Annotated in this window: 19 protein-coding genes; 16 read left to right on the top strand and 3 right to left on the bottom strand. The window is 69.1% G+C overall.

What is annotated here, in order from left to right:
- Positions 1-221: 221 nt before the first annotated feature.
- Positions 222-1,058, top strand: coding sequence for a type IV toxin-antitoxin system AbiEi family antitoxin domain-containing protein (locus ABIC21_RS01625; protein WP_354348676.1), 837 nt, complete (start codon positions 222-224; stop codon positions 1,056-1,058).
- A gap of 235 nt (positions 1,059-1,293) precedes the next feature.
- Here the strand turns inward: ABIC21_RS01625 and ABIC21_RS01620 are convergent, their stop codons facing one another.
- Positions 1,294-1,722, bottom strand: a complete 429-nt coding sequence (locus ABIC21_RS01620) for a hypothetical protein (RefSeq protein WP_024366280.1) — start codon at positions 1,720-1,722, stop codon at positions 1,294-1,296.
- Positions 1,723-1,736: 14 nt separating this feature from the next.
- Positions 1,737-2,408, bottom strand: a complete 672-nt coding sequence (locus ABIC21_RS01615) for a trimeric intracellular cation channel family protein (RefSeq protein ID WP_354348675.1) — start codon at positions 2,406-2,408, stop codon at positions 1,737-1,739.
- Between the two features lie 62 nt (positions 2,409-2,470).
- Here ABIC21_RS01615 and ABIC21_RS01610 point away from each other — a divergent pair, with 62 nt between their 5' ends.
- From ABIC21_RS01610 to ABIC21_RS01545, 14 genes are all read left to right on the top strand, one after another.
- Positions 2,471-3,205: a sirohydrochlorin chelatase gene (locus ABIC21_RS01610; RefSeq protein WP_354348674.1), complete on the top strand. Its 735-nt coding sequence runs from the start codon at positions 2,471-2,473 to the stop codon at positions 3,203-3,205.
- Between the two features lie 131 nt (positions 3,206-3,336).
- A complete protein-coding gene (locus tag ABIC21_RS01605) occupies positions 3,337-5,085 on the top strand; it encodes a nitrite/sulfite reductase (RefSeq protein WP_354348673.1) in 1,749 nt (582 codons plus the stop codon).
- Positions 5,082-5,792, top strand: coding sequence for a phosphoadenylyl-sulfate reductase (locus tag ABIC21_RS01600; RefSeq protein ID WP_354348672.1), 711 nt, complete (start codon positions 5,082-5,084; stop codon positions 5,790-5,792). Before ABIC21_RS01605 ends, ABIC21_RS01600 begins: the two co-directional genes overlap by 4 nt.
- Positions 5,789-6,811 carry a sulfate adenylyltransferase subunit CysD gene (gene cysD, locus ABIC21_RS01595; protein ID WP_354348671.1) on the top strand — a complete coding sequence of 341 codons (1,023 nt, stop codon included), beginning with the start codon at positions 5,789-5,791 and terminating at the stop codon, positions 6,809-6,811. Before ABIC21_RS01600 ends, cysD begins: the two co-directional genes overlap by 4 nt.
- On the top strand, positions 6,811-8,244 hold the full coding sequence (locus tag ABIC21_RS01590) for a sulfate adenylyltransferase subunit 1 (RefSeq protein WP_354348670.1): 1,434 nt from the start codon (positions 6,811-6,813) through the stop codon (positions 8,242-8,244). The genes cysD and ABIC21_RS01590 overlap by 1 nt, the downstream gene beginning before the upstream one ends.
- 374 nt (positions 8,245-8,618) lie before the next feature.
- Positions 8,619-9,785 (top strand): RtcB family protein, encoded by a 1,167-nt coding sequence (locus ABIC21_RS01585; protein WP_354348669.1) that lies wholly within the window; start codon positions 8,619-8,621, stop codon positions 9,783-9,785.
- A gap of 237 nt (positions 9,786-10,022) precedes the next feature.
- Entirely contained in the window at positions 10,023-11,192 is a 1,170-nt protein-coding gene (locus tag ABIC21_RS01580; protein WP_354348668.1) for an ABC transporter substrate-binding protein, read from the top strand.
- Positions 11,193-11,235: 43 nt separating this feature from the next.
- Positions 11,236-11,961 carry an ABC transporter ATP-binding protein gene (locus tag ABIC21_RS01575; RefSeq protein ID WP_354348667.1) on the top strand — a complete coding sequence of 242 codons (726 nt, stop codon included), beginning with the start codon at positions 11,236-11,238 and terminating at the stop codon, positions 11,959-11,961.
- A complete protein-coding gene (locus ABIC21_RS01570) occupies positions 11,951-12,886 on the top strand; it encodes an ABC transporter permease (protein WP_354348666.1) in 936 nt (311 codons plus the stop codon). The genes ABIC21_RS01575 and ABIC21_RS01570 overlap by 11 nt, the downstream gene beginning before the upstream one ends.
- A 173-nt stretch (positions 12,887-13,059) precedes the next feature.
- The gene (locus ABIC21_RS01565; RefSeq protein ID WP_354348665.1) at positions 13,060-13,356 is read left to right on the top strand and encodes a putative quinol monooxygenase; all 297 of its coding nucleotides are present in this window, start codon (positions 13,060-13,062) and stop codon (positions 13,354-13,356) included.
- A 4-nt stretch (positions 13,357-13,360) separates the two neighbouring features.
- Positions 13,361-14,296, top strand: a complete 936-nt coding sequence (locus tag ABIC21_RS01560; protein WP_354348664.1) for a DNA alkylation repair protein — start codon at positions 13,361-13,363, stop codon at positions 14,294-14,296.
- A 116-nt stretch (positions 14,297-14,412) separates the two neighbouring features.
- Positions 14,413-15,741: a uroporphyrinogen-III C-methyltransferase gene (cobA, locus tag ABIC21_RS01555; protein ID WP_354348663.1), complete on the top strand. Its 1,329-nt coding sequence runs from the start codon at positions 14,413-14,415 to the stop codon at positions 15,739-15,741.
- Between the two features lie 89 nt (positions 15,742-15,830).
- On the top strand, positions 15,831-17,285 hold the full coding sequence (locus ABIC21_RS01550; RefSeq protein WP_354348662.1) for an FAD-dependent oxidoreductase: 1,455 nt from the start codon (positions 15,831-15,833) through the stop codon (positions 17,283-17,285).
- Between the two features lie 60 nt (positions 17,286-17,345).
- Positions 17,346-18,347, top strand: a complete 1,002-nt coding sequence (locus tag ABIC21_RS01545; RefSeq protein ID WP_354348661.1) for a DNA topoisomerase IB — start codon at positions 17,346-17,348, stop codon at positions 18,345-18,347.
- 102 nt (positions 18,348-18,449) lie between these two features.
- Here ABIC21_RS01545 and ABIC21_RS01540 read toward each other — a convergent pair whose 3' ends face one another.
- Positions 18,450-19,349, bottom strand: a complete 900-nt coding sequence (locus ABIC21_RS01540) for a DUF1206 domain-containing protein (protein ID WP_354348660.1) — start codon at positions 19,347-19,349, stop codon at positions 18,450-18,452.
- A 137-nt stretch (positions 19,350-19,486) separates the two neighbouring features.
- On the opposite strand from ABIC21_RS01540, the gene ABIC21_RS01535 reads away from it, so the two are divergent.
- Complete coding sequence (locus ABIC21_RS01535) at positions 19,487-20,023, top strand: hypothetical protein (protein WP_354348659.1); 537 nt, start codon at positions 19,487-19,489, stop codon at positions 20,021-20,023.
- The last annotated feature ends 14 nt before the right edge of the window (positions 20,024-20,037 follow it).

Here is a 20,037-nt window from a genome sequence, read left to right as displayed (position 1 = left end):
GGTTGTTTGGACGCACTGCAATCGAGGTTGGGCTGGGCTGGGCTGCACGAGGAGGCAGCGGCGCGGGGGCACTTTGCGGCGGTTTGGGCAGTTCCCAAGCTGAATCCCTGGCGTATCCGTGCGAAAGTGCCCCACGGCCGCCCGGGGTTGTCGGTCCGGGGTTATCCACATAGCGCAGCCGGGGCGGACTCGAAGTGCCGACGACAGGGCACATTGGCGGAATGGACGCAGCGACATATCTTGCTTCACGGAGCGGAACGGCCACCGCGGCTGATTTTTCCCGGGCCGGATTCAGCCGATACCGGATATCCGCAGCCGTGGCGGACGGCACCATAGTGCGGATCCGCCGCGGACAATACGGACTGCCGCAGGATTCCAGCGCATACCGGACCGCCCGCGAATTGAAGGGGCTGCTGACGTGCCTGTCGGCCGCTCCGGATTACGGGTTGTGGACGTTGGTGCCGGCCGAGTCCATGCACTTGAGTCTCGGGCATCGGGCAGCGCTGCCCGGCTCCGTGGCGCATGGCCGCTGCCGGCATCCCAAGCATCCGTGGCTACCCGTGGCCGGACTCGCAGATGTTTTGATTCACGCACTTCACTGTCTGCCGGAATTGGACGCCCTTGTGATGGTCCAGTGTGCGGTGGGCCGTGGGGACATCAGTCTGGCCTTCCTCCGGGGCAAGTTGAGGGGCAACCGCAACGGCCGCGCCAGGTCGGTGCTGGACATGGTCATTCCCCGGGCCGATTCGCTGCTGGAAGTTCTGGCCAACACCACGTTCCACCGGGCCGGTCTGCGAGTCCGACGGCACGTGGAGATCCCCGGGGTGGGCGAGGTGGACTTCCTCCTTGAGGGCATTCTCGTGGTGGAAACGGACGGCGAATCGCATTTGCAGCCACGGCAGGTCAAGAAGGACCGCGTGCGGAACAACGCGACCATGGTCGCAGGTTACCTGTTCCTCAGGTTCGGCTACGACTTCGTGGTGCATCACCCCGAGCGGATGATGGCGCAGGTTCTCGCGGTGCTGGAGCAGTGGCGTCAGGGCGCGTTTCAGCCTTGAAGGCGGGTTTCTGGGAGGCGGACCGCGGGGCGGCGGTAATCGGACGCGGCCGCCGTCGGGGGCTACTTTGAGGCAGTAAATGGGGATTTCCGGCCGGGGCGGCGGCGTGTCCGTGTCGAAGTGCCCCCGGACCGGCGGCGCCAACAAGGAAACGGACCGCGGGGCCAGGATCAGTGTCCCCGGACCGCCGTCGCCGGGATGTGGGTGGCGGGCGGGCCGGAAGCAGCGAGGGAGCTTAGTCCTCGTCCTCGTCGTTGAACGCCCACTCGAACATGTCGAAGACGAACTCGGAGAACGTGCCCTCTTCGCTCTTCCACTGGCCGCGGGCGTTGTTGCGGCGGTACACGATCGGGTCCGGGACGCTGAGGTCGCCGACCCGGAATCCCCAGGTGAACTGTTCTTCCTCGTCCTCGAGGAACATGAGGAAGCCTTCGTCATCAACTTCGAGCTCTTCGGGATCCCAGAAGTAGTGGTACGCCTCCATGATGTCCTCGCAGCCGCCGACCGCGAGATAGAACTCCCGCAGCACCAGCGGCACCTGGAACTGGTGCTCGGCGAGGGCTGCATCCAGCTCGTCGGCCGGGAGGCCATCCTCTTCCTGCCATTCGTCTTCGAGATACTTCGGAACAAGCGCGCGGAACTTCTCGAGGAACATGTCAGTCATGGGTCTTATCCTAGCTAATCCTTGGGCCCGCCATCCCCAGTGCCCAGGCCCAGCCGGTGCCAGCCGCGGACGGCCAGCGGAACGTACCATTTCCGCCGCCAGGCCGTGACGCGGAAGGCGAAAACGATGGCCGCGACGGCGCCTGCTGTGACCGCGTTAAAGGCGCCGGTGACGGACAGGACCGTGGTCAGGGCCGCCCCCGCAAACGCCGGCAGTGCGTAAATATCCCGCGGGTCGAACAGCTGCGGCACCTCATTGGCGGTGATGTCGCGCAGCAGGCCCCCGCCCACCGCCGTCGTGACCCCCAGCAGCACCGCCGCAATCGGGTTCATCCCGGCGTCCAGGGCCTTGAGGGTTCCGGTGATGCAGAAGAGCGCCAGGCCGCCGGCGTCGAACAGGATGAGCAGGGACGTGTAGCGCTGGACACTGGAGAACAGGAAGTACACCAGCACCGTGGCGAGCAGCGGCGGCGCCAGGTAGGCCGGGTTGGTGAAGGCAGCGGGCGGCCCGGCGTTGATGATGATGTCGCGGATCACGCCGCCGCCCAGGCTCACCACCGAGGCCAGCAGCAAGGAGCCGACGATGTCGAACTGCTTCCGTGCGGCGAGGAGGGACCCGGAGACCGCGAAGAAGAAGACACCAACCAGGTCCAGCCAGAGCAGAACGACGCTGAAGGAAAAAGTCATGGAGGGTCCCGGTCGGATAGCAAGGGGGCGGATGGGGCGGGTCCAAGGTTACGCTAACGGCTATGAATAGCCCCATCCTGATCGCCTGCGCCCACGGCACCTCGAGCACCGAGGGTGCCGCCGAAGTCAACGCCCTCCGGGCCGGGATCGCAGCGCTTCGGCCGGGACTCGACGTCCGCGAGGCCTACGTCGACGTCCAGGACCCCGAGCTGCCGGACGTCGTTGCGGGCCTGCCGGCGGGGGAGACCGCCGTCGTCGTCCCGCTCCTGCTCAGCGTCGGGTACCACGTGAAGGTGGACATCGCCCGGGCCGTCAAGAGCCGCCCGGACACCCGCGCCGCCGCCCCGCTGGGGCCTGACCCGCGGCTCGCGGCGCTGCTGGACCAGCGGCTCCGGGAGGCGGGCGTGACCGACAACGACGCCGTGATCCTCGCCGCGGCCGGGTCCTCCGACCCCACCGCCGCGCAGAATGTCGAGGCACTCACGGAGCAGCTGCGCGCGCTGCGGTCCAACCGGATCGTGGCCGCGTACGGTGCGTCCGCGAAGCCGTCAGTGCCCGAGGCTGTGGCCATGCTCCGCGAGGAGGCCGCGGGCGGCGCCGGCGCGGGGGAGTCGGCCGGGGCCGTGGACCTGGGCGGCCGCGTGGTCATCGCCGCCTACCTGCTGGCCCCGGGCTTCTTCCACGACCAGCTCGGCAAGGCCGGCGCGGACCTCGTCACGGCGGCCCTGCTGCCCTCGCCGGTGCTCGCCGAAATCGCGCTGGAACGGTACGACGCCGCCCTGGCGGCGGGAGCCTAAGCGCCCCGCACCAAGCACACCACCCGCGCCACTTCAAGGCTCGCCGACGCTTCGTGACGATTTGTTGCCCTAGGTGACCTCGCGTTTCCGGACCTTTGTGACGGCATTACGGCCCGCCCTACAGTCGATGCATGACTGATACAGCTCTAGCCGGAGCGTCCTCGGACCAGGCTGCCGCAGGCCGCGCCAAACGCCCCACCTCCCGCCCCGCCGCAAAGCCGCACGGGCAGTGGAAAGTGGACGGCACCGCGCCGCTGAACGCCAACGAAACCTGGAAGCAGGAAGACAACGGCCTCAACGTCCGCGAGCGTATCGAGTCCGTCTACTCCAAGCACGGCTTCGACTCGATCGACGGCACGGACCTCCACGGCCGCTTCCGCTGGTGGGGCCTCTACACCCAGCGCAAACCCGGGATCGACGGCGGCAAGACCGCCACGCTCGAGCCGCACGAGCTGGAAGACAAGTACTTCATGCTGCGCGTCAGGATCGACGGCGGCGCCCTCACCACCGAGCAGTTGCGCGTCATCGGCCAGATCTCCGTCGACTTCGCCCGCGACTCGGCCGACCTCACCGACCGCCAGAACATCCAGCTGCACTGGATCCGGGTCGAGGACGTGCCGGAAATCTGGCGCCGCCTCGAATCGGTGGACTTGTCCACCACCGAAGCCTGCGGCGACGTGCCCCGCGTCATCCTCGGCTCGCCGGTCGCCGGCATCGCCAAGGACGAGATCATCGACCCGACGCCGCTGATCCACGAGCTCGCCGAGCGGTTCATCGGCGACCCGGAGCTGGCCAACCTGCCGCGCAAGTTCAAGACCGCCATCACCGGCCACCCCAGCCAGGACGTGGTCCACGAGATCAACGACGTCGCGCTGGTGGGCCTGGTCCACCCCGAGCTCGGCATCGGCTACGACCTCTGGGTGGGCGGGGCGCTCTCCACGAACCCGATGCTGGGCAAGCGCCTCGGCGCCTTCGTCCGCCCGGACCAGGCCGCCGACGTCTGGCTCGGCGTCACCAGCATCTTCCGCGACTACGGCTACCGGCGCATGCGCACCAAGGCCCGGCTGAAGTTCCTGCTGGCCGACTGGGGACCGGTGAAGTTCCGCCAGGTCCTCGAGGACGAATACCTCGGCTACAAGCTCGACGACGGCCCGGCCGCCCCGAAGCCCTCCACCCCGGGCGACCACATCGGCGTGCACGAGCAGAAGGACGGCAGGTTCTTCATCGGCGCCACCCCGCTGGCCGGACGGCTCTCCGGCGGCCAGCTCGTAAAGCTCGCCGACACCCTGGAGGCCCGCGGCTCGCAGCGGCTGCGCACCACCCCGCACCAGAAACTCGTCGTCCTCGACGTGCCCAAGGACCAGGTGGAACCGCTCGTCGCCGAACTCGACGCCCTGGGCCTCTCCGCCCGCCCGTCCGTGTTCCGCCGCGGCACCATCGCCTGCACCGGGATCGAATACTGCAAGCTCGCCATCGTCGAAACCAAGGTCACGGCCGCCACCGCCGTCGCCGAGCTCGAACGCCGCCTCGCCGACCTCGTCGAGACCCGGCAGCTCCCGCAGGCCCTGTCGCTGCACATCAACGGCTGCCCCAACTCCTGCGCCCGGATCCAGACGGCGGACATCGGCCTCAAGGGCATGATGCTTCCCACGCCCGACGGCGACCCCACCCCGGGTTTCCAGGTCCACCTCGGCGGCGGGCTGGCTTCGGACAGCCGCGAGGAAGCCGGCCTCGGACGCACGGTCCGCGGCCTCAAGGTCACGGCCGGGGAACTGCCCGATTACGTGGAGCGCGTGGTAAGGAAGTTCGTCGCCGACCACACCGAGGGCCAGACCTTCGCCGAGTGGGCCTTCGCGGCCGATGAGGGTGATCTGCAGTGAGCACCGTCCTCCGCACCCACGACGAGCTGAAGGTCATCGCCGAATCCGGCGCCGCCGAGCTCGGCTGGGACGCCCCGGCCCGCGAGGTGATCGCCTGGGTGGCGCGCAACTTCGAGCTGCCCGCGGTCGCCGTCGCCTGCTCCATGGCCGACGCCGTCCTCCCGGCGCTCGTCGCGGACCAGCTTCCCGGCGTCGACGTGCTCTTCCTGGAGACCGGCTACCACTTCCCGGAAACCTACGCGACGCGCAACGAGGTCGCGGCGAGCCTGCGCGTCAACGTCGTGGACGTGCTGCCGGAGAACACCGTGGAGCAGCAGGACCGGCTGCTCGGCAAGGACCTCTTCGCCCGCGACGCCGCGCAGTGCTGCGCGCTGCGCAAAGTGGCCCCGCTGCGCCGAACGCTGGCCGGCTACGAACTCTGGTTCACCGGCGTCCGCCGTGACGAGGCCCCCACCCGGACCAACACCCCGCTGATCACGTGGGACGAAACCAACGGCCTGGTCAAGGTCAACCCGGTCGCGGCGTGGAGCTTCGACCAGCTGGTGCAGTACTCCGACGACAACCTCCTCCCCGTCAACCCGCTGCTTTCACAGGGCTACCCGTCCATTGGCTGCCAGCCCTGCACCCGCAAGGTGGCGCCCGGCGACGACCCCCGCGCCGGACGCTGGGCAGGAACCGACAAGACAGAATGCGGACTACACGTATGAGCATCAAAACCACCAACGAGGACCTGGAGCTTTCCGTGCTGGATCTTGACGCTGATTCTCCGAAAGCGGCGCATCGCGCGAGCGAGGAACGAGCGAGTGTGTCTAAGCCGCGTGGAGAAGCAGTGGCAAGGCTCTCCAGCCTGGACACGCTCGAGTCCGAGGCGATCCATATCATCCGCGAGGTCGTGGCGGAGTTTGAGAAGCCTGCGCTGCTGTTCTCCGGCGGCAAGGATTCCGTGGTGATGCTGCATCTGGCCACCAAGGCGTTCTGGCCGGGCAAGGTGCCGTTCCCCGTGCTGCACGTGGACACCGGACACAACTTCCCCGAGGTCATCGAGTTCCGCGACCGGACCGTGGAGAGGCTGGGGCTCAAGCTCGTCGTCGGCAGTGTCCAGGAGTTCATCGACTCCGGCGAGCTGGCCGAGCGCGCCGACGGCACCCGCAACCCGCTGCAGACCGTCCCGTTGCTGGACGCGATCCAGCGCAACAAGTTCGACGCCGTCTTCGGCGGCGGCCGCCGCGACGAGGACAAGGCCCGGGCCAAGGAACGCATCCTGAGCCTGCGCGACGAGTTCGGCCAGTGGGACCCGCGCAACCAGCGGCCCGAGCTGTGGAACCTGTACAACGGCCGGCACACCGTGGGCCAGCACGTCCGCGCGTTCCCGATCAGCAACTGGACCGAGCTCGACGTCTGGCGCTACATCGAGCGCGAAAACATCGACCTGCCGGGCCTTTACTACGCCCACGACCGCGAGGTCTTTGCCCGCGACGGCATGTGGCGCGCGGTGGGCGAGGTCTCCCAGCCCCGCGACACCGAGCAGGTCATCACCAAGACCGTCCGCTACCGGACCGTCGGGGACATGTCCTGCACCGGCGCCGTGGAATCGGCCGCCGCCACCGTGCGCGACGTCGTGATCGAAGTTGCCGCCTCCACCATCACCGAACGTGGTGCCACCCGGGCGGATGACCGCATCTCCGAGGCCGCCATGGAAGACCGCAAGAAGGATGGCTATTTCTAATGAGCACCGAAATCGACACCGCCCGCGCGGCCGCCCTGCTTGACGAGGCGCCGCTCGCGCACGCTTCGCTGTTCCGCTTCGCCACCGCCGGATCGGTCGACGACGGGAAGTCCACCCTCGTGGGCCGGCTCCTGCACGACTCCAAGGCGATCCTCGCCGACCAGCTCGACGCCGTCGCCCGCACGTCCGCGGACCGCGGCTTCGGTGGGACCGGCGCGGCGGGTGTCCAGGCGATTGACCTGGCCCTCCTGACCGACGGCCTGCGCGCCGAGCGGGAACAGGGCATCACCATCGACGTCGCCTACCGCTACTTCGCCACGGACCGCCGCAGCTTCATCCTCGCGGACTGCCCAGGCCACGTGCAGTACACCAAGAACACGGTGACCGGCGCGTCCACCGCGGATGCCGTCGTCGTGCTCATCGACGCCCGCAAGGGTGTCCTCGAGCAGACCCGCCGGCACCTGTCCGTGCTGCAGCTGCTGCGCGTGGCGCACGTGATCGTCGCCGTGAACAAGATCGACCTGGTGGACTTCAGCGAGGCCGTGTTCCGCGAGATCGAGGCCGACGTGCAGAAGGTGGGCCGCGAGCTGGGACTTGGCGCCGATGGCATCACCGACTTGCAGGTCATTCCGGTGTCCGCGCTCGACGGCGACAACGTCGTGGACCGCTCGGACCGCACACCCTGGTACGACGGCCCGGCCCTGCTCGAGGTCCTGGAGACGCTGCCGGCCGCCGACGAACTCGAAAGCCACCTGGAGAGCTTCCGCTTCCCGGTGCAGCTCGTGATCCGGCCGCAGGGCGCGCTGGCTCCCGACGCCGTCGCCGGCGGGCTCGACGTCGAAGGCTACCGCGACTACCGCGCCTACGCCGGCCAGATCACCGAGGGCTCCGTGAAACTGGGGGACAAGGTCAGCGTCCTTACCCCGGGCCAGGCGCCGCGCACCACCACGGTGACCGGAATCGACTTCGCGGGACGGCGGCTCACCGAGGCCGTGGCCCCGCAGTCCGTGGCCCTGCGCCTGGCGGATGAGTTCGACGTCGCCCGCGGTGACACGATCGCCGCGGCCGGCACTATCCGGGAAGCCTCGGCCGACCTGTACGCCGCTCTGTGCTGGCTCTCCCCGAAACCGCTCCGCGAGGGCGCGAAGGTCTTGGTCAAGCACGGCACGCGCACGGTCCAGGCGCTGGTCCGGAATGTGACCGGGAAGCTGGACCTCGCCAACTTCCAGCTCGAGGCCACCACCACGCTGGAGCTCAACGACATTGGGCATGCCCAGTTGCGGCTCGCCGCGCCGCTGCCGCTGGAGAACTACCTGCACCACCGCCGCACTGGGGCGTTCCTGGTGATCGATCCGCTGGACGGCAACACCCTCGCCGCCGGCCTCGTCAAGGACCACCCCGGCGACCACGAGGACGAGCGCTACTCGATCTGAGGCTGCTGCGGAGGGCCCCCGGCCCGAACCGACCTGCCCCGCATTACCGGTGTTGTTCCACGCCAGTAGTGCGGGGCAGAGCCGTTTCCGGGCGGATCCCGGGAGCTGGGACTCCTACCCGGCGCACTGACCTCGGTCGCCGGTCGGCGGTCGCCGCGGACAGGCCGGCTCCACGCTGCGCAAATGATCCCGCGCTGCGCCGACTATCCTGGGCCGCGCCATGGGTTCTGCGACCCGCAAAGGCGCTGTCGAGGCCGGAATACGGGAGCGCCCGCGTCATTGCGCGTCGCGAGGAAATCTGCGCCGCGGACGCCGCGGTCCTGGGGCCTTGCCACCCGGCCTCCCGGACCGGGATCATCGTTCTGGGAGGCGCCGTGGAAGTCATCAACAGCCGGCTTTTCAGCTGGGCGTCGATCCTCGACGACGCGACCCGCCAGCAGGCCCTGGCCACCGCGCAGCTGTCCATCATCTGGCCGCATCTGGCGCTGATGCCGGACGCCCACCTGGGCCTGGGCGCCACCGTGGGATCCGTCATTCCCACGCTGGGCGCCGTCATCCCGGCGGCCGTGGGCGTGGACATCGGCTGCGGCATGATCGCCGTCCGCACGCAGTTTGCCGTGAAGGACCTGCCCAAGGACCGAAAACCGCTGCGGGAGGGCATCGAGCACGCCGTTCCGCTGTCCGCCGGCCACTTCAACCACAGGATCAGCGCCACCGCCGCACCCCGCATTGACCAATTGCGGCGCATGGCGGCCAAGGCGCGGTTCGACCCCGGCCAGTACGCCGCGAACTGGACACTGCAGCTGGGGTCGCTGGGCTCGGGCAATCACTTCATCGAGGTGTGCGCGGATGAGACGGACGCCGTCTGGCTGTTCCTGCACTCCGGCTCCCGCGGCGTCGGCAACAAACTCGCGCAGCGGCACATCGGCGAGGCCCGCAGCGCGGTCCGGAGCGGGCAGATCGTGGTGCCGCACCCGGATCTGGCCTACCTCAGGGAAGGCACGCCCGAATTCGACCGGTATATCCGGGAGCTCCGCTGGGCCCAGCACTTCGCCCTGCTGAACCGCGAGGAGATGATGGACCGGGTGGTCCGGCAGTTCGAATCCTGGGCCGGCGGCTCCGTCCGCGAGGCCGAGCGGATCAACTGCCACCACAACTTCACCGCCAAGGAATGGCATTACGGCAAGTCCGTCTGGGTCTCGCGCAAGGGCGCGATCCGGGCCGAGGCGGGCGACCCCGGGCTGATTCCCGGCTCCATGGGCACCGCGTCCTACGTCGTCGTCGGGCTGGGGAACAAAGAGTCCCTGAACTCCTCCCCGCACGGCGCCGGGCGGGAATACTCCAGGCACGCGGCGCAGAAGACCTTCACCCTGACCCAGCTGAAGGCCGCCATGCAGGGCATCGAATTCCGTCCCAGCAAGGCCTTCATCGACGAGATCCCGGCGGCGTACAAACCCATCGACACGGTGATGCGCGACTCCGCGGACCTTGTCAAGATCCGGCACAAGCTCCGGCAGCTCGTCAACGTAAAAGGCGATTAAAGCGCAATAAATCCGCTGTAAAGCCCGGATGGCGGTCCCGCATATGACGCCGCATGAACCCGCGTGACCCCGGGTTTCCGGACCGTTGAACCGTGTTCCCCGCAGTCCCTATGGTGAAGCAATGACAACCACGGAACTGCTTCCCCCTGGCCCCGCCGGCCGGGTACCCCGGGGGCGATGTCGCCGGCGCTGACCACCCGCCCGGCCTCCCCGCACCCCAGGAACAGGACTTCCCGCATGTCATACCCATCGGAACACCCCACCCCCGGCCAGCACCCCGGAACCACCCGGATCGTCGCCGGCGAATCGGCCAAGCCCAAGCGCAGGCGCTCACTGGAGATCAGCCTGGCTGTCGGCCTGGTGCTGCTGATCGGAGCCGGCGCCGCCGTCGCGTCGCTGAACCGCACCAATGACGCCGCCGCCGCTGCGCCCGCGGCGACCCCGGCTGCCGAACTCAGGCTCGGCTACTTCGGCAACATCACCCACGCCCCGGCTCTGATCGGCACCAGCCGGGGGCTGATCGCGAAGAGCCTCGGCGAAACCAGGCTCAGCACGCAGGTGTTCAACGCCGGCCCGGCCGCGATCGAGGCGCTCAACGCCGGGGCCATCGACGCCACCTACATCGGCCCGAACCCGGCCATCAACTCCTATGTCAAGAGCAAGGGCGAATCGATCAGCATCATCGCCGGCGCCGCGTCCGGCGGGGCGCAGCTGGTGGTCAAACCCGAGATTAACTCGGCCGCGGATCTGGCGGGCAAGAAGCTCGCGACGCCGCAGCTTGGCGGCACGCAGGACGTGGCCCTCCGCGCCTGGCTTGGCCAGCAGGGCTACCAGACCAGCACCGACGGCAGCGGTGACGTCGCCATCAACCCCACCGAGAACGCCCAGACCCTGAAACTGTTCCAGGACGGAAAGCTCGACGGCGCGTGGCTCCCGGAGCCCTGGGCCTCCCGCCTGGTGCTCCAGGCCGGGGCGAAGGTCCTGGTCGACGAGAAGGACCTGTGGGAGAAGGGTGACTTCATCACCACCGTGCTGATCGTCAACAAGAACTTCGCCGCCGAGCACCCGGAGACGGTCAAGGCGCTGCTGAAGGGCCACGTCGAATCCGTGGACTGGCTCAACGCGGCCCCCGCGGCCGAGAAGTCCTCGGTCCTCAACGCCGCGCTCAAGGACTCCGCCGGCGCAGCCCTGCCCGCCGACGTGGTTGACCGGTCGCTCCAGAACATCGCCTTCACCGTCGACCCGCTCGCCGGAACGTACCAGCAGCTGCTCCAGGACGGGGTCGACGCCGGCACCACCAAACAGGCCGACATCACCGGCATCTTCGATCTCACGGCCCTGAACAGCGTCCTCGGCGAGGGCACCACGGGCACGAAGATCTCAGCGCAGGGACTGGGCAAGGACTAGCCGGTCCCTCCCCCAGCCCGCCAACAGAAGTAAGGACGTGACCATGCCAGTCGTACTGGAAAACCTGGGCAAGCGCTTCGGCGACGGCGCCCCGGTGCTGGACGACGTCAACGCCACCATCGGGCAGGGCGAGTTCGTCGCCCTGCTCGGTGCGTCAGGCTGCGGCAAGTCCACCCTGCTGAACATCATGGCGGGACTGGAGGCGCCGACGTCGGGCGCCCTGGAAGTGCCGAGCGACGGCGCCGCGTTCATGTTCCAGGACGCGGCGCTGTTCCCCTGGCTGACCGCGCGGGAGAACATCGAGCTGGCCCTGAAGCTGCGCGGCGTCGGCAAGTCCGAGCGCCGGGTCAAGGCGGGGGAGCTGCTGGACCTCGTGCACCTGGGCGGCGCGGGGGACAAGCGCCCGCACGAGCTTTCCGGCGGGATGCGCCAGCGCGTGGCCCTGGCCCGTTCGCTGGCCCAGGATCGGCAGCTGCTCCTGATGGACGAACCGTTTGCGGCTTTGGACGCGATCACGCGCGACCTGCTGCACGACGAGCTGGAGCGGATCTGGAAGGAAACCGGCCGCACCATCGTTTTTGTCACCCACAACGTCCGCGAGGCCGTCCGGCTGGGCCAGCGCGTGCTGCTGCTCTCCTCCCGGCCCGGCCGCGTGGTGCGGGAATGGCACGTCAGCGAAGAGCACCGCACCGATGCCGGACTGGCCGGCCAGCTCACCGGCGAAATCACCGCCCGGCTACGCGAGGAGATCCGCCGCCATGCCAAGTAAACCAACGTCACTGGTGGAGCCCGCCGAAACCCGCCACGTCACCGCGGCCCTGACCCGGTCCTCCACCGGCCCGGCCGACCTGCGCGAACTCGAGGCAGGGCTGGATTCGCTGCAGTCCGACGCCGTCCGCAAGGCCCGCGTCGACTGGAGCCGGGTCCTGCTGCCGGTTGCCGCGCTCGCCGTGCTGGTCCTCATCTGGCAGCTGTACGTGTCCCTGGGCTTCAAGCGGCAGGACCTGGTGCCCGGGCCGCTGGATGTGCTGGGGCAGCTGGGAACGCTGTGGGCCGACGGGAAGCTGCAGGAAGCGGTGTGGACCTCGCTGCAGCGCGGGCTCGTCGGGTTCCTGATCAGCGTGGCCATCGCGACCCCGGTCGGGCTCGTGCTTGCTCAGGTGGCGCCGCTGCGCCGCGCCTTCGGCCCGCTCATCTCCGGCCTGCAGGTGCTGCCCTCCGTGGCATGGGTGCCCGCGGCCATCATCTGGTTCGGCCTCACCGACGCCACCGTGTACTTCGTGGTGTTCATGGGCGCCATCCCCTCGATCATCAACGGGCTCATCTCCGGCGTGGACCAGATCCCGCCGCAGTACCGCAGCGTCGGGAAAGTCCTGGGCGCGTCCCGGCTCCAGCTGGCCCTGCAGATCATCCTCCCGGCCGCGCTGCCCGGGTACCTGGGCGGACTCAAGCAGGGCTGGGCCTTCTCCTGGCGCTCGCTGATGGCCGCGGAAATCATCGCCGTCGGCGGCACCATCGGCTTCGGCCTGGGCTCGCTGCTGGACCAGGGCCGCGTGCTGTCCGACATGACGGTGGTGATGGCGGCGATCCTGCTGATCCTCGCCGTCGGCATCCTGATCGAACTGCTGGTGTTCGCCCCGATCGAAAAGCGACTGCTCCGCCGTCGTGGCCTCCTCGCCGGCAGCACCCGCTAGGCACCCCAGCACCACCGTCTCCCAGCAACGCGGGGTCAGATACGGCCGATAAACCACTGGTTTATGGGCTGTAACTGACCCTGCGTTGCAGTTGTGTGGCGTGATATACGGGCCTACACTCGCGGCTATAGGCCGCTTTCCGGCCGATCCAGCCCAAATCTGAGGAGACAGCCGTGGCGCCAAAATACGGAGTGCTGGCACTGGTCGAAGCCAAACCGGGGAAGGAACAGGACGTCTGGGACTTCCTCAATGGGGGCCGGGAGATCGTTCTGACGGAGCCCGGCACCCGGACCTGGTACGCCTTCCGGGTCAGCGAGAACACCTTTGGCATCTTTGACACCTTTGACACCGAGGAGGACCGGCAGGCCCATCTCGACGGCGCCATCCCCGCAGCCCTCGGCCAGCACGGGCCCGAGCTGCTGGCCAAGGACCCCGACATCAAATTGATCGAGCTCATCGCGGTGAAATAGGCGCATGGCCGCCACGCCGCCTGGCAACTCGCCTGCCGCGCGGGGGCACATTGGCACGGACACCCCGTCATTGGAGCCCGAACTGGCTGCTCCGGCCGTCAAAGTGCCCCCGGACGGCGGAGGGGTTGCCGCGCCAACCCGTCCCCCGTCCGCGGCCCGGTTCCTGGAACGGCTCGAAGCCCTGCGCTCGGACGAGGAGCAGGCCAAATACCGCCGCTACTTCAAGACCGGCCCGGGGGAGTACGCCGAGGGTGACTTCTTCACGGGCGTCCGCATGGGCGTGGTCTTCGAGCTGGCCAAGGAATTCGCCGGCATGGAACTGCCGGACGTGGAGGCCCTGTTGGAGCAGGACATCCATGAGGCACGGGCCGGGGCGGTCAAGATCATGGCGCTGCAGGCCTCGTCGAAGAAGACCCCCGAGTGCCGTCGTCGGGAACTCTTTGAGCTCTACCTGCGTCGGCACGACCGCATCAACAACTGGGACCTCGTCGACCTGGGCGCCCCGCGGGTGGTCGGCGGCTGGCTCCGGGACAAGCCGCGGGACGTCCTGTATGACCTCGCGCGCTCGCCGGACCTGTGGGAGCGCCGCACCGCCATCGTGGCCACGTCCTGGTTCCTGCGCGACGGCGAGCAGGACGACACCTACGCGATCGCCGAACTCCTCCTCGGCGACTCCGAAGACCTCATCCACAAGGCCGTGGGCGGCTGGCTCCGCGACGCCGGGCGCAGTGACCGGCAGCGGCTCCTGCAGTTTCTGGACACCCATGCCCCCACGATGCCGCGGGTGGCCCTGCGCTACGCGATCGAGCATCTGGACCAGGCCCAGCGGCAGGATTATCTCGCCCGGAGGTCTGCCGAGCGGGGGCACATTGGCACGGACACGCCGGCATTTGAGCCCGAAGCCTCCGCTGCGGCCGGCAAAGGGCCCCCGGACCGCTGACGGGCTGCCCCGGGGGCCTCCGGAACCCAGACAACTATGTGACGTGGCGTTACCCCGCGTGAACGGGTGTTTCCGAACCGTTGTTCCGCCCCGTGACGCCGCCCTATCGTCGATGCATGGCAATTCAGGACATTTACCCCACGGCGCTGCGCCTCCTCGGCCGCCCCGTGCTGGTCGTCGGCGGCGGCCCGGTCGCCGCACGCCGCGCCAAGGGACTGCTCGACGCCGGGGCCCGCGTCACCGTCGTCGCGCCCCTTGCCTGCCCGGCGCTGACCGGCCTCGCCGACGCCGGCCTCCTTGCCTGGGAGCCGCGCACCTACCGCACGGCCGACGTCGACGGCGTCTGGTTCGTCCAGACCGCGACCGGCGACTCCGCCGTGGACGCGGAGGTGGCGGCCGACGCCGAGGCGCAGCGCATCTGGTGCGTCAACGCCTCCGACCACGAGGCCTCCGCCGCCTGGACGCCCGCCGTCGCCGTCGTCGATGACGTCAAGATCGCCGTGAACGCCGGGGGAGACCCGCGCCGCGCCATGGCCCTGCGGGACGCCGTCGCCACCGCCCTGGAAACCGGGGACCTGCCGCTGCGCCGGCAACGCGCAACTTCAACCCCCGGCACCGTGGCCCTCGTCGGCGGCGGACCCGGGGACACCGGGCTCATCACCGTCCGCGGCCGGCGGCTCCTGGGCCAGGCCGACGTCGTCGTCGCGGACCGCCTGGGCCCGCGCGAGCTCCTCAGCGAACTGGCGCCCGACGTCCGCGTGATCGAGGTCGGCAAGACCCCCGGCCACCACCCCGTCCCGCAGTCCGAGATCAACCGGATCCTCGTCGACGAGGCCCTGCAGGGGCACCGCGTGGTCCGGCTCAAGGGCGGCGACCCGTACGTGCTGGGCCGCGGCGGCGAGGAAGCCGAGTTCTGCCGGCAGCACGGCGTCGAGGTCGAAGTGGTTTCCGGCGTCACCTCCGCCATCTCGGTCCCGGCCGCGGCCGGCATCCCGGTCACGCACCGCGGCCTGGCCAAGGGCTTCAGCGTCGTCACCGGCCACGAGGAGCTTGCCGAAGTCCCCGCCAGGGCCGACCACACCGTGATCCTGCTCATGGGCGTGGGCCAGCTGCGCGATTCCGCGGCCTCGCTGGGACGCGCCGGTTTGCCAGCGGAGACGCCTGTTGGCATCGTAGAGAATGGTTATCTGCCGAACCAGCGGGTGACCATCGGAACGCTCGGGACCATCGCGGACCAGGCGGAGGCCGCAGGCGTCGCGAACCCCGCCGTGATCGTGATCGGTGACGTGGTCCGCGTCAGCCCGTTCGCGCCGTCGCACTTCAGGACCGCGGACTACAGCACCACCACCCCGAACGCCCCCCGCACGCCCCGGACAAGCACCACCAGCACCACCAAGACCGCCAGCACCACCGAAATCCCCAAAACCCGCGTACTGACCCCCTAAGCCCCGTCGATTGCTCCATAACTGCCGTTATCAGGCCCCAAAAGGGCAGTTGTGGAGCAACGGATGCAGAAGAACAAAGGAACACAGCCGTGTCAACGAACACCCCTGTAGGAACTGCTGCCCGCCCGCTGCGCATCGCCGTCGTCGGCTCCGGACCCGCCGGTGTGTACGCCGCGGACATCCTGACCAAGAGCGAGGCCGTCAAGAGCGGCGAGCTCACGGTCAGCATCGACCTCTTCGACCGCTACCCGGCGCCCTACGGGCTGATCCGCTATGGCGTGGCCCCGGACCACCCTCGCATCAAGGGCATCGTCAACGCCCTGCACAAGGTTCTGGACCGGGGGGACATCCGGTTCTTCGGCAACGTCGACTACGGCACGGACCTGACCCTTGAGGACCTCCGCACCCACTACGACGCCGTCATCTTCGCCACCGGCGCCATCAAGGACGCTGACCTGAACATCCCCGGGATCGAACTCGAGGGCTCCTACGGCGGCGCGGACTTCGTCTCCTGGTACGACGGCCACCCGGACGTCTCCCGCGAATGGCCCCTGGACGCCAAGGAAATCGCCGTGATCGGCAACGGCAACGTGGCCCTGGACGTCGCCCGGATGCTCTCCAAGCACGCCGACGACCTCCTGGTCTCCGAAATCCCGGACAACGTCTACGCCGGCCTCAAGTCCTCGCCCGTCACCGACGTGCACGTCTTCGGCCGCCGCGGCCCCGCCCAGGTGAAGTTCACCCCGCTGGAGCTGCGCGAGCTGTCCCACTCCAAGGACGTGGACATCATCCTGTACGCCGAGGACTTCGAGTTCGACGCCGAATCGGACCGGCAGATCCAGAGCAACAACCAGACCAAGACCATGGTGGGCACGCTCACCAACTGGATCGCCGAGCAGCCCGAGGACCTCTCCGAGCTCACGGCCTCCCGCCGCCTGCACCTGCACTTCCTGCACAGCCCGGTGGAGGTGTACGACGACGCCGAGGCCCCCGGCCGCGTCGCCGGCATCAAGTTCGAGCGCACCGAACTGGACGGCACGGGCAACGCCCGCGGCACCGGCGAGGTCGTCGACTACCCGGTCCAGGCCGTGTACCGCGCCATCGGCTACTTCGGCTCGTCGCTGCCCGAGGTCGAGTTCGACCACAGCAAGGGTGTTGTGCCGAACGACGGCGGCCGCGTCCTGGACGCGTCCGGCGCCCACGTGCCGGGCATCTACGCCACCGGCTGGATCAAGCGCGGCCCGGTCGGCCTGATCGGGCACACCAAGGGCGACGCCCTGGAAACCGTGACCTACCTGCTCGAGGACCGCGCCAACCTGCCGCTCGCCGCGGCACCCGCCCCGGGCGCCGTCGTCGAACTGCTGGAGAACCGCGGCGTGCAGTACACCAGCTGGGAAGGCTGGCTGGCCCTGGACGCGCACGAGCGGTCCCTCGGCGAGAAGGCCAGCGCCGGCGCCGACAGCATCGTCCGGGAACGCATCAAGGTGGTCCCGCGCGAGGACATGGTGGAAATCTCCCGCGGCGGGGTGGCCGCGGAGGTATAAATGCGCGGTAGTCAGTAGGCTTACCGTCATGGATGAACATCGCACGCCAGGGACCGGCCGGTGAGGCTCCGGCGGAGCAACGCGTCCGGCCGCGGCTACCGTCGGGTCGCGGCCGGGACCGGCTTCAGCTACAAGGACCTGGACGGCTCCACCCTGCCGCCGGGGCCGGTGCGTGACCGGCTGGAGAGCATCGGCATCCCGCCGGCGTGGACGGACGTCTGGATTGCACCCTACGACAACGGGCACATCCAGGCCACCGGGCTCGACGCCGTCGGCCGGCGCCAGTACATCTACCACCCGGGCTGGCGCGAGAAGAAGGACCGGCTCAAGTTCGACCGTTCACTCCAGCTCGCCGAAACGCTGCCCGCCGCGCGCCGGCTCGTCACCATGGACCTGCGCTCCGAGGGCCTCACCCGGGAGCGGGTGCTGGCCGCCGCCTTCAGGATGCTGGACAGCGGCTCGCTCCGGGTCGGCTCCGAGCGGTACACGAATGAAAACGGCAGCCACGGCCTCGCCACGCTGCTCTGCGCCCATGTCAGCGTGCGCAAGGACGAGCTCCGGCTCAGCTTCCCCGCCAAGAGCGGCAAGAACTGGGAATCGCGGATCCACGACGCCGACCTGGCCGCCGTCGTGCGCCAGCTCAAGCGCCGCGGCGGCAACGCCCGCCTGCTGGCCTACAAAGACGGCCGGAGCTGGCACCCGGTGACCAGCTCGGACATCAACGACTACGTCAAGGAGCGCACCGGGCAGGACTTCACCGCCAAGGACTTCCGCACCCTCCGCGGGACGGTGGCCGCCGCGGCCAGCCTGGCGAAGAGCGGTCCGCAGCCCAAGGTCTCCGCCCGGAAGAGGGCGGTGAGCCGCGCCATGTTGGACGCGTCCGACGTCCTGGGCAACACGCCGTCGATCGCGCGGAAGAGCTATGTGGATCCGCGGGTCCTGGACCACTTCGCCGCGGGGGAGACCATCGACCCGAAGCGGCTGGACTCCGCCGAATCCGAGATCCGCGCCCTGCTGTACCAAGAGGGCGACGTCGTTCCGCTGCGGAAGGCCGCGGGGTAGCTGCCGGCGGGGCTGCGTCCGCAGGGCTCCCGCTCGGCTATGTCCGCGGGGTAGCAGGCCCCGGGTGGACGCCGACAGTCCCTCCGCGGGGCTCCCGCCCGGCTACATCCGTCCGAACCGTGCCCGGACCAGCGCGAACAGGCCGTAGGCGATGAAGCCCGCGCCGATTGCCAGGAGCAGAGCGGGGCCGAACGGGTGGTCCTGCAGGGCCTTGAGGCTGCCGTCGAGCCCCGTGGACGAGCCGGGGTCGTTGGTGGCCGCGGCGATGACAAACAGCAGGCCCGTCAGGATCAGCGCCACCCCCTTGGCGATGTGGCCGGTGACGCCCAGGCCGCTGATCAGCCGGCCCCGGCGCATCCCCTCAAAATGGCGCAGCTCCTCCTTGAACTTCTTTCCCGCGCCCTTGACGATGAAGTACACGCCGATCCCGATAATGGTCAGGCCCAGGCCGATCAGCGCCGGCACGCCGAAGGGGCTGCGGACGACGGCGGTGCTGAAGTCCCGGGTCGAGTCGCCCGAATCGCCCCGGTTGCCCAGCGCGAAGCCCGCGAAGCTGAGCCCCACGCTGCCGTAGGCGATGCTGAGGAAACCGGAGGACACAAGCTTGCCGAGCCGCTGCCGGCGCGGGAGATGCCGGGCCCGCAGGGTTGCCTCGCTCAGCTGCCACAGGGAGAGCCCGGCGCAGGCGATGAACCCCGCCCACATGACCGCCGGACCCCACGGGTTGGCCGCGAGCTGTTCGATCGCCCCGGTTGGCTCGGCCTGCCCCGGGGCGCCCAGGACCAGGGCGACGGCAATCGCGCCGATCACGATGTGCAGCAGCGCCATCACCGCAAAGCCGGACCGGGCGACGATGTCGAGCGCCGCGCTGTCCGACGCGGCCTCCGCGGCGTCGGCAGCGCCGACGGCGGCCGCCCCCAGGGTGCCGCCCAGCGTCCCGCCTGACGTGTCGCCGAGGGTGCCGCCGGATACTGGCTTGCCGTTTAGCCCCGGTGATTCCATGCCGTCGAGTCTACGCAGGGGAGGGCGCGACCCCGGAACTATCAAGTTTTTCATAAGTGTGCTTACCATAGCCGGGACGTGGCCTTTTGTGGGCGACGACAGTTCCGGATTCGAACTCAGACGATAGGAAGCTCAACATGGCAGGAAATCTTGTTGCCCGATCCATCCACGACCTGACGGCGGGCGCCTGGTTCGGCGGGTCGCTGATGGGCGCCATTGGGCTCAACGGGGCGACGGCGGAAGCCAAGGATCCGGCCGAACGCACCCGGCTCTCGAGCCTGGGCTGGAAGAAATGGGCCCCGGTCCAGACGGCGGCCTTCGGCGCGCACTTCCTCTCCGGCCTCGCGATCATGTGGGAAAACAAAGGCCGGATGGCCAAGCAGGACGGCGTCGCCCGCCTCAGTGTCATCAAGTCCGTCGTGACCCTTGCCGGTGCCGGAGTGAGCCTGTACGCAGGGCTTCAGGGCGCCAAGGTGGACAAGCTGGCCAGCGAAGGTGCCAAGGGTGCCACCGAGCCCAAGCCCGGTGCCTCCGAGGAACTCCGCTCCGCGCAGCAGCAGCTGAAGATCCTGCAGTGGGCCATCCCCGTCTTTGCCGGCACCGTGATTGTCCTCGGCGCCAAGCACGGCGAAATGCAGCGTCCCAAGAACGTCTTCGCGGGCCTCGCCCGCTAACCGCGGGCCAGCGC

Source organism: Pseudarthrobacter sp. PvP090, from assembly GCF_040547365.1.
Lineage (GTDB): Bacteria > Actinomycetota > Actinomycetes > Actinomycetales > Micrococcaceae > Arthrobacter.
This window is presented reverse-complemented; position numbering and strand designations above follow the sequence as displayed.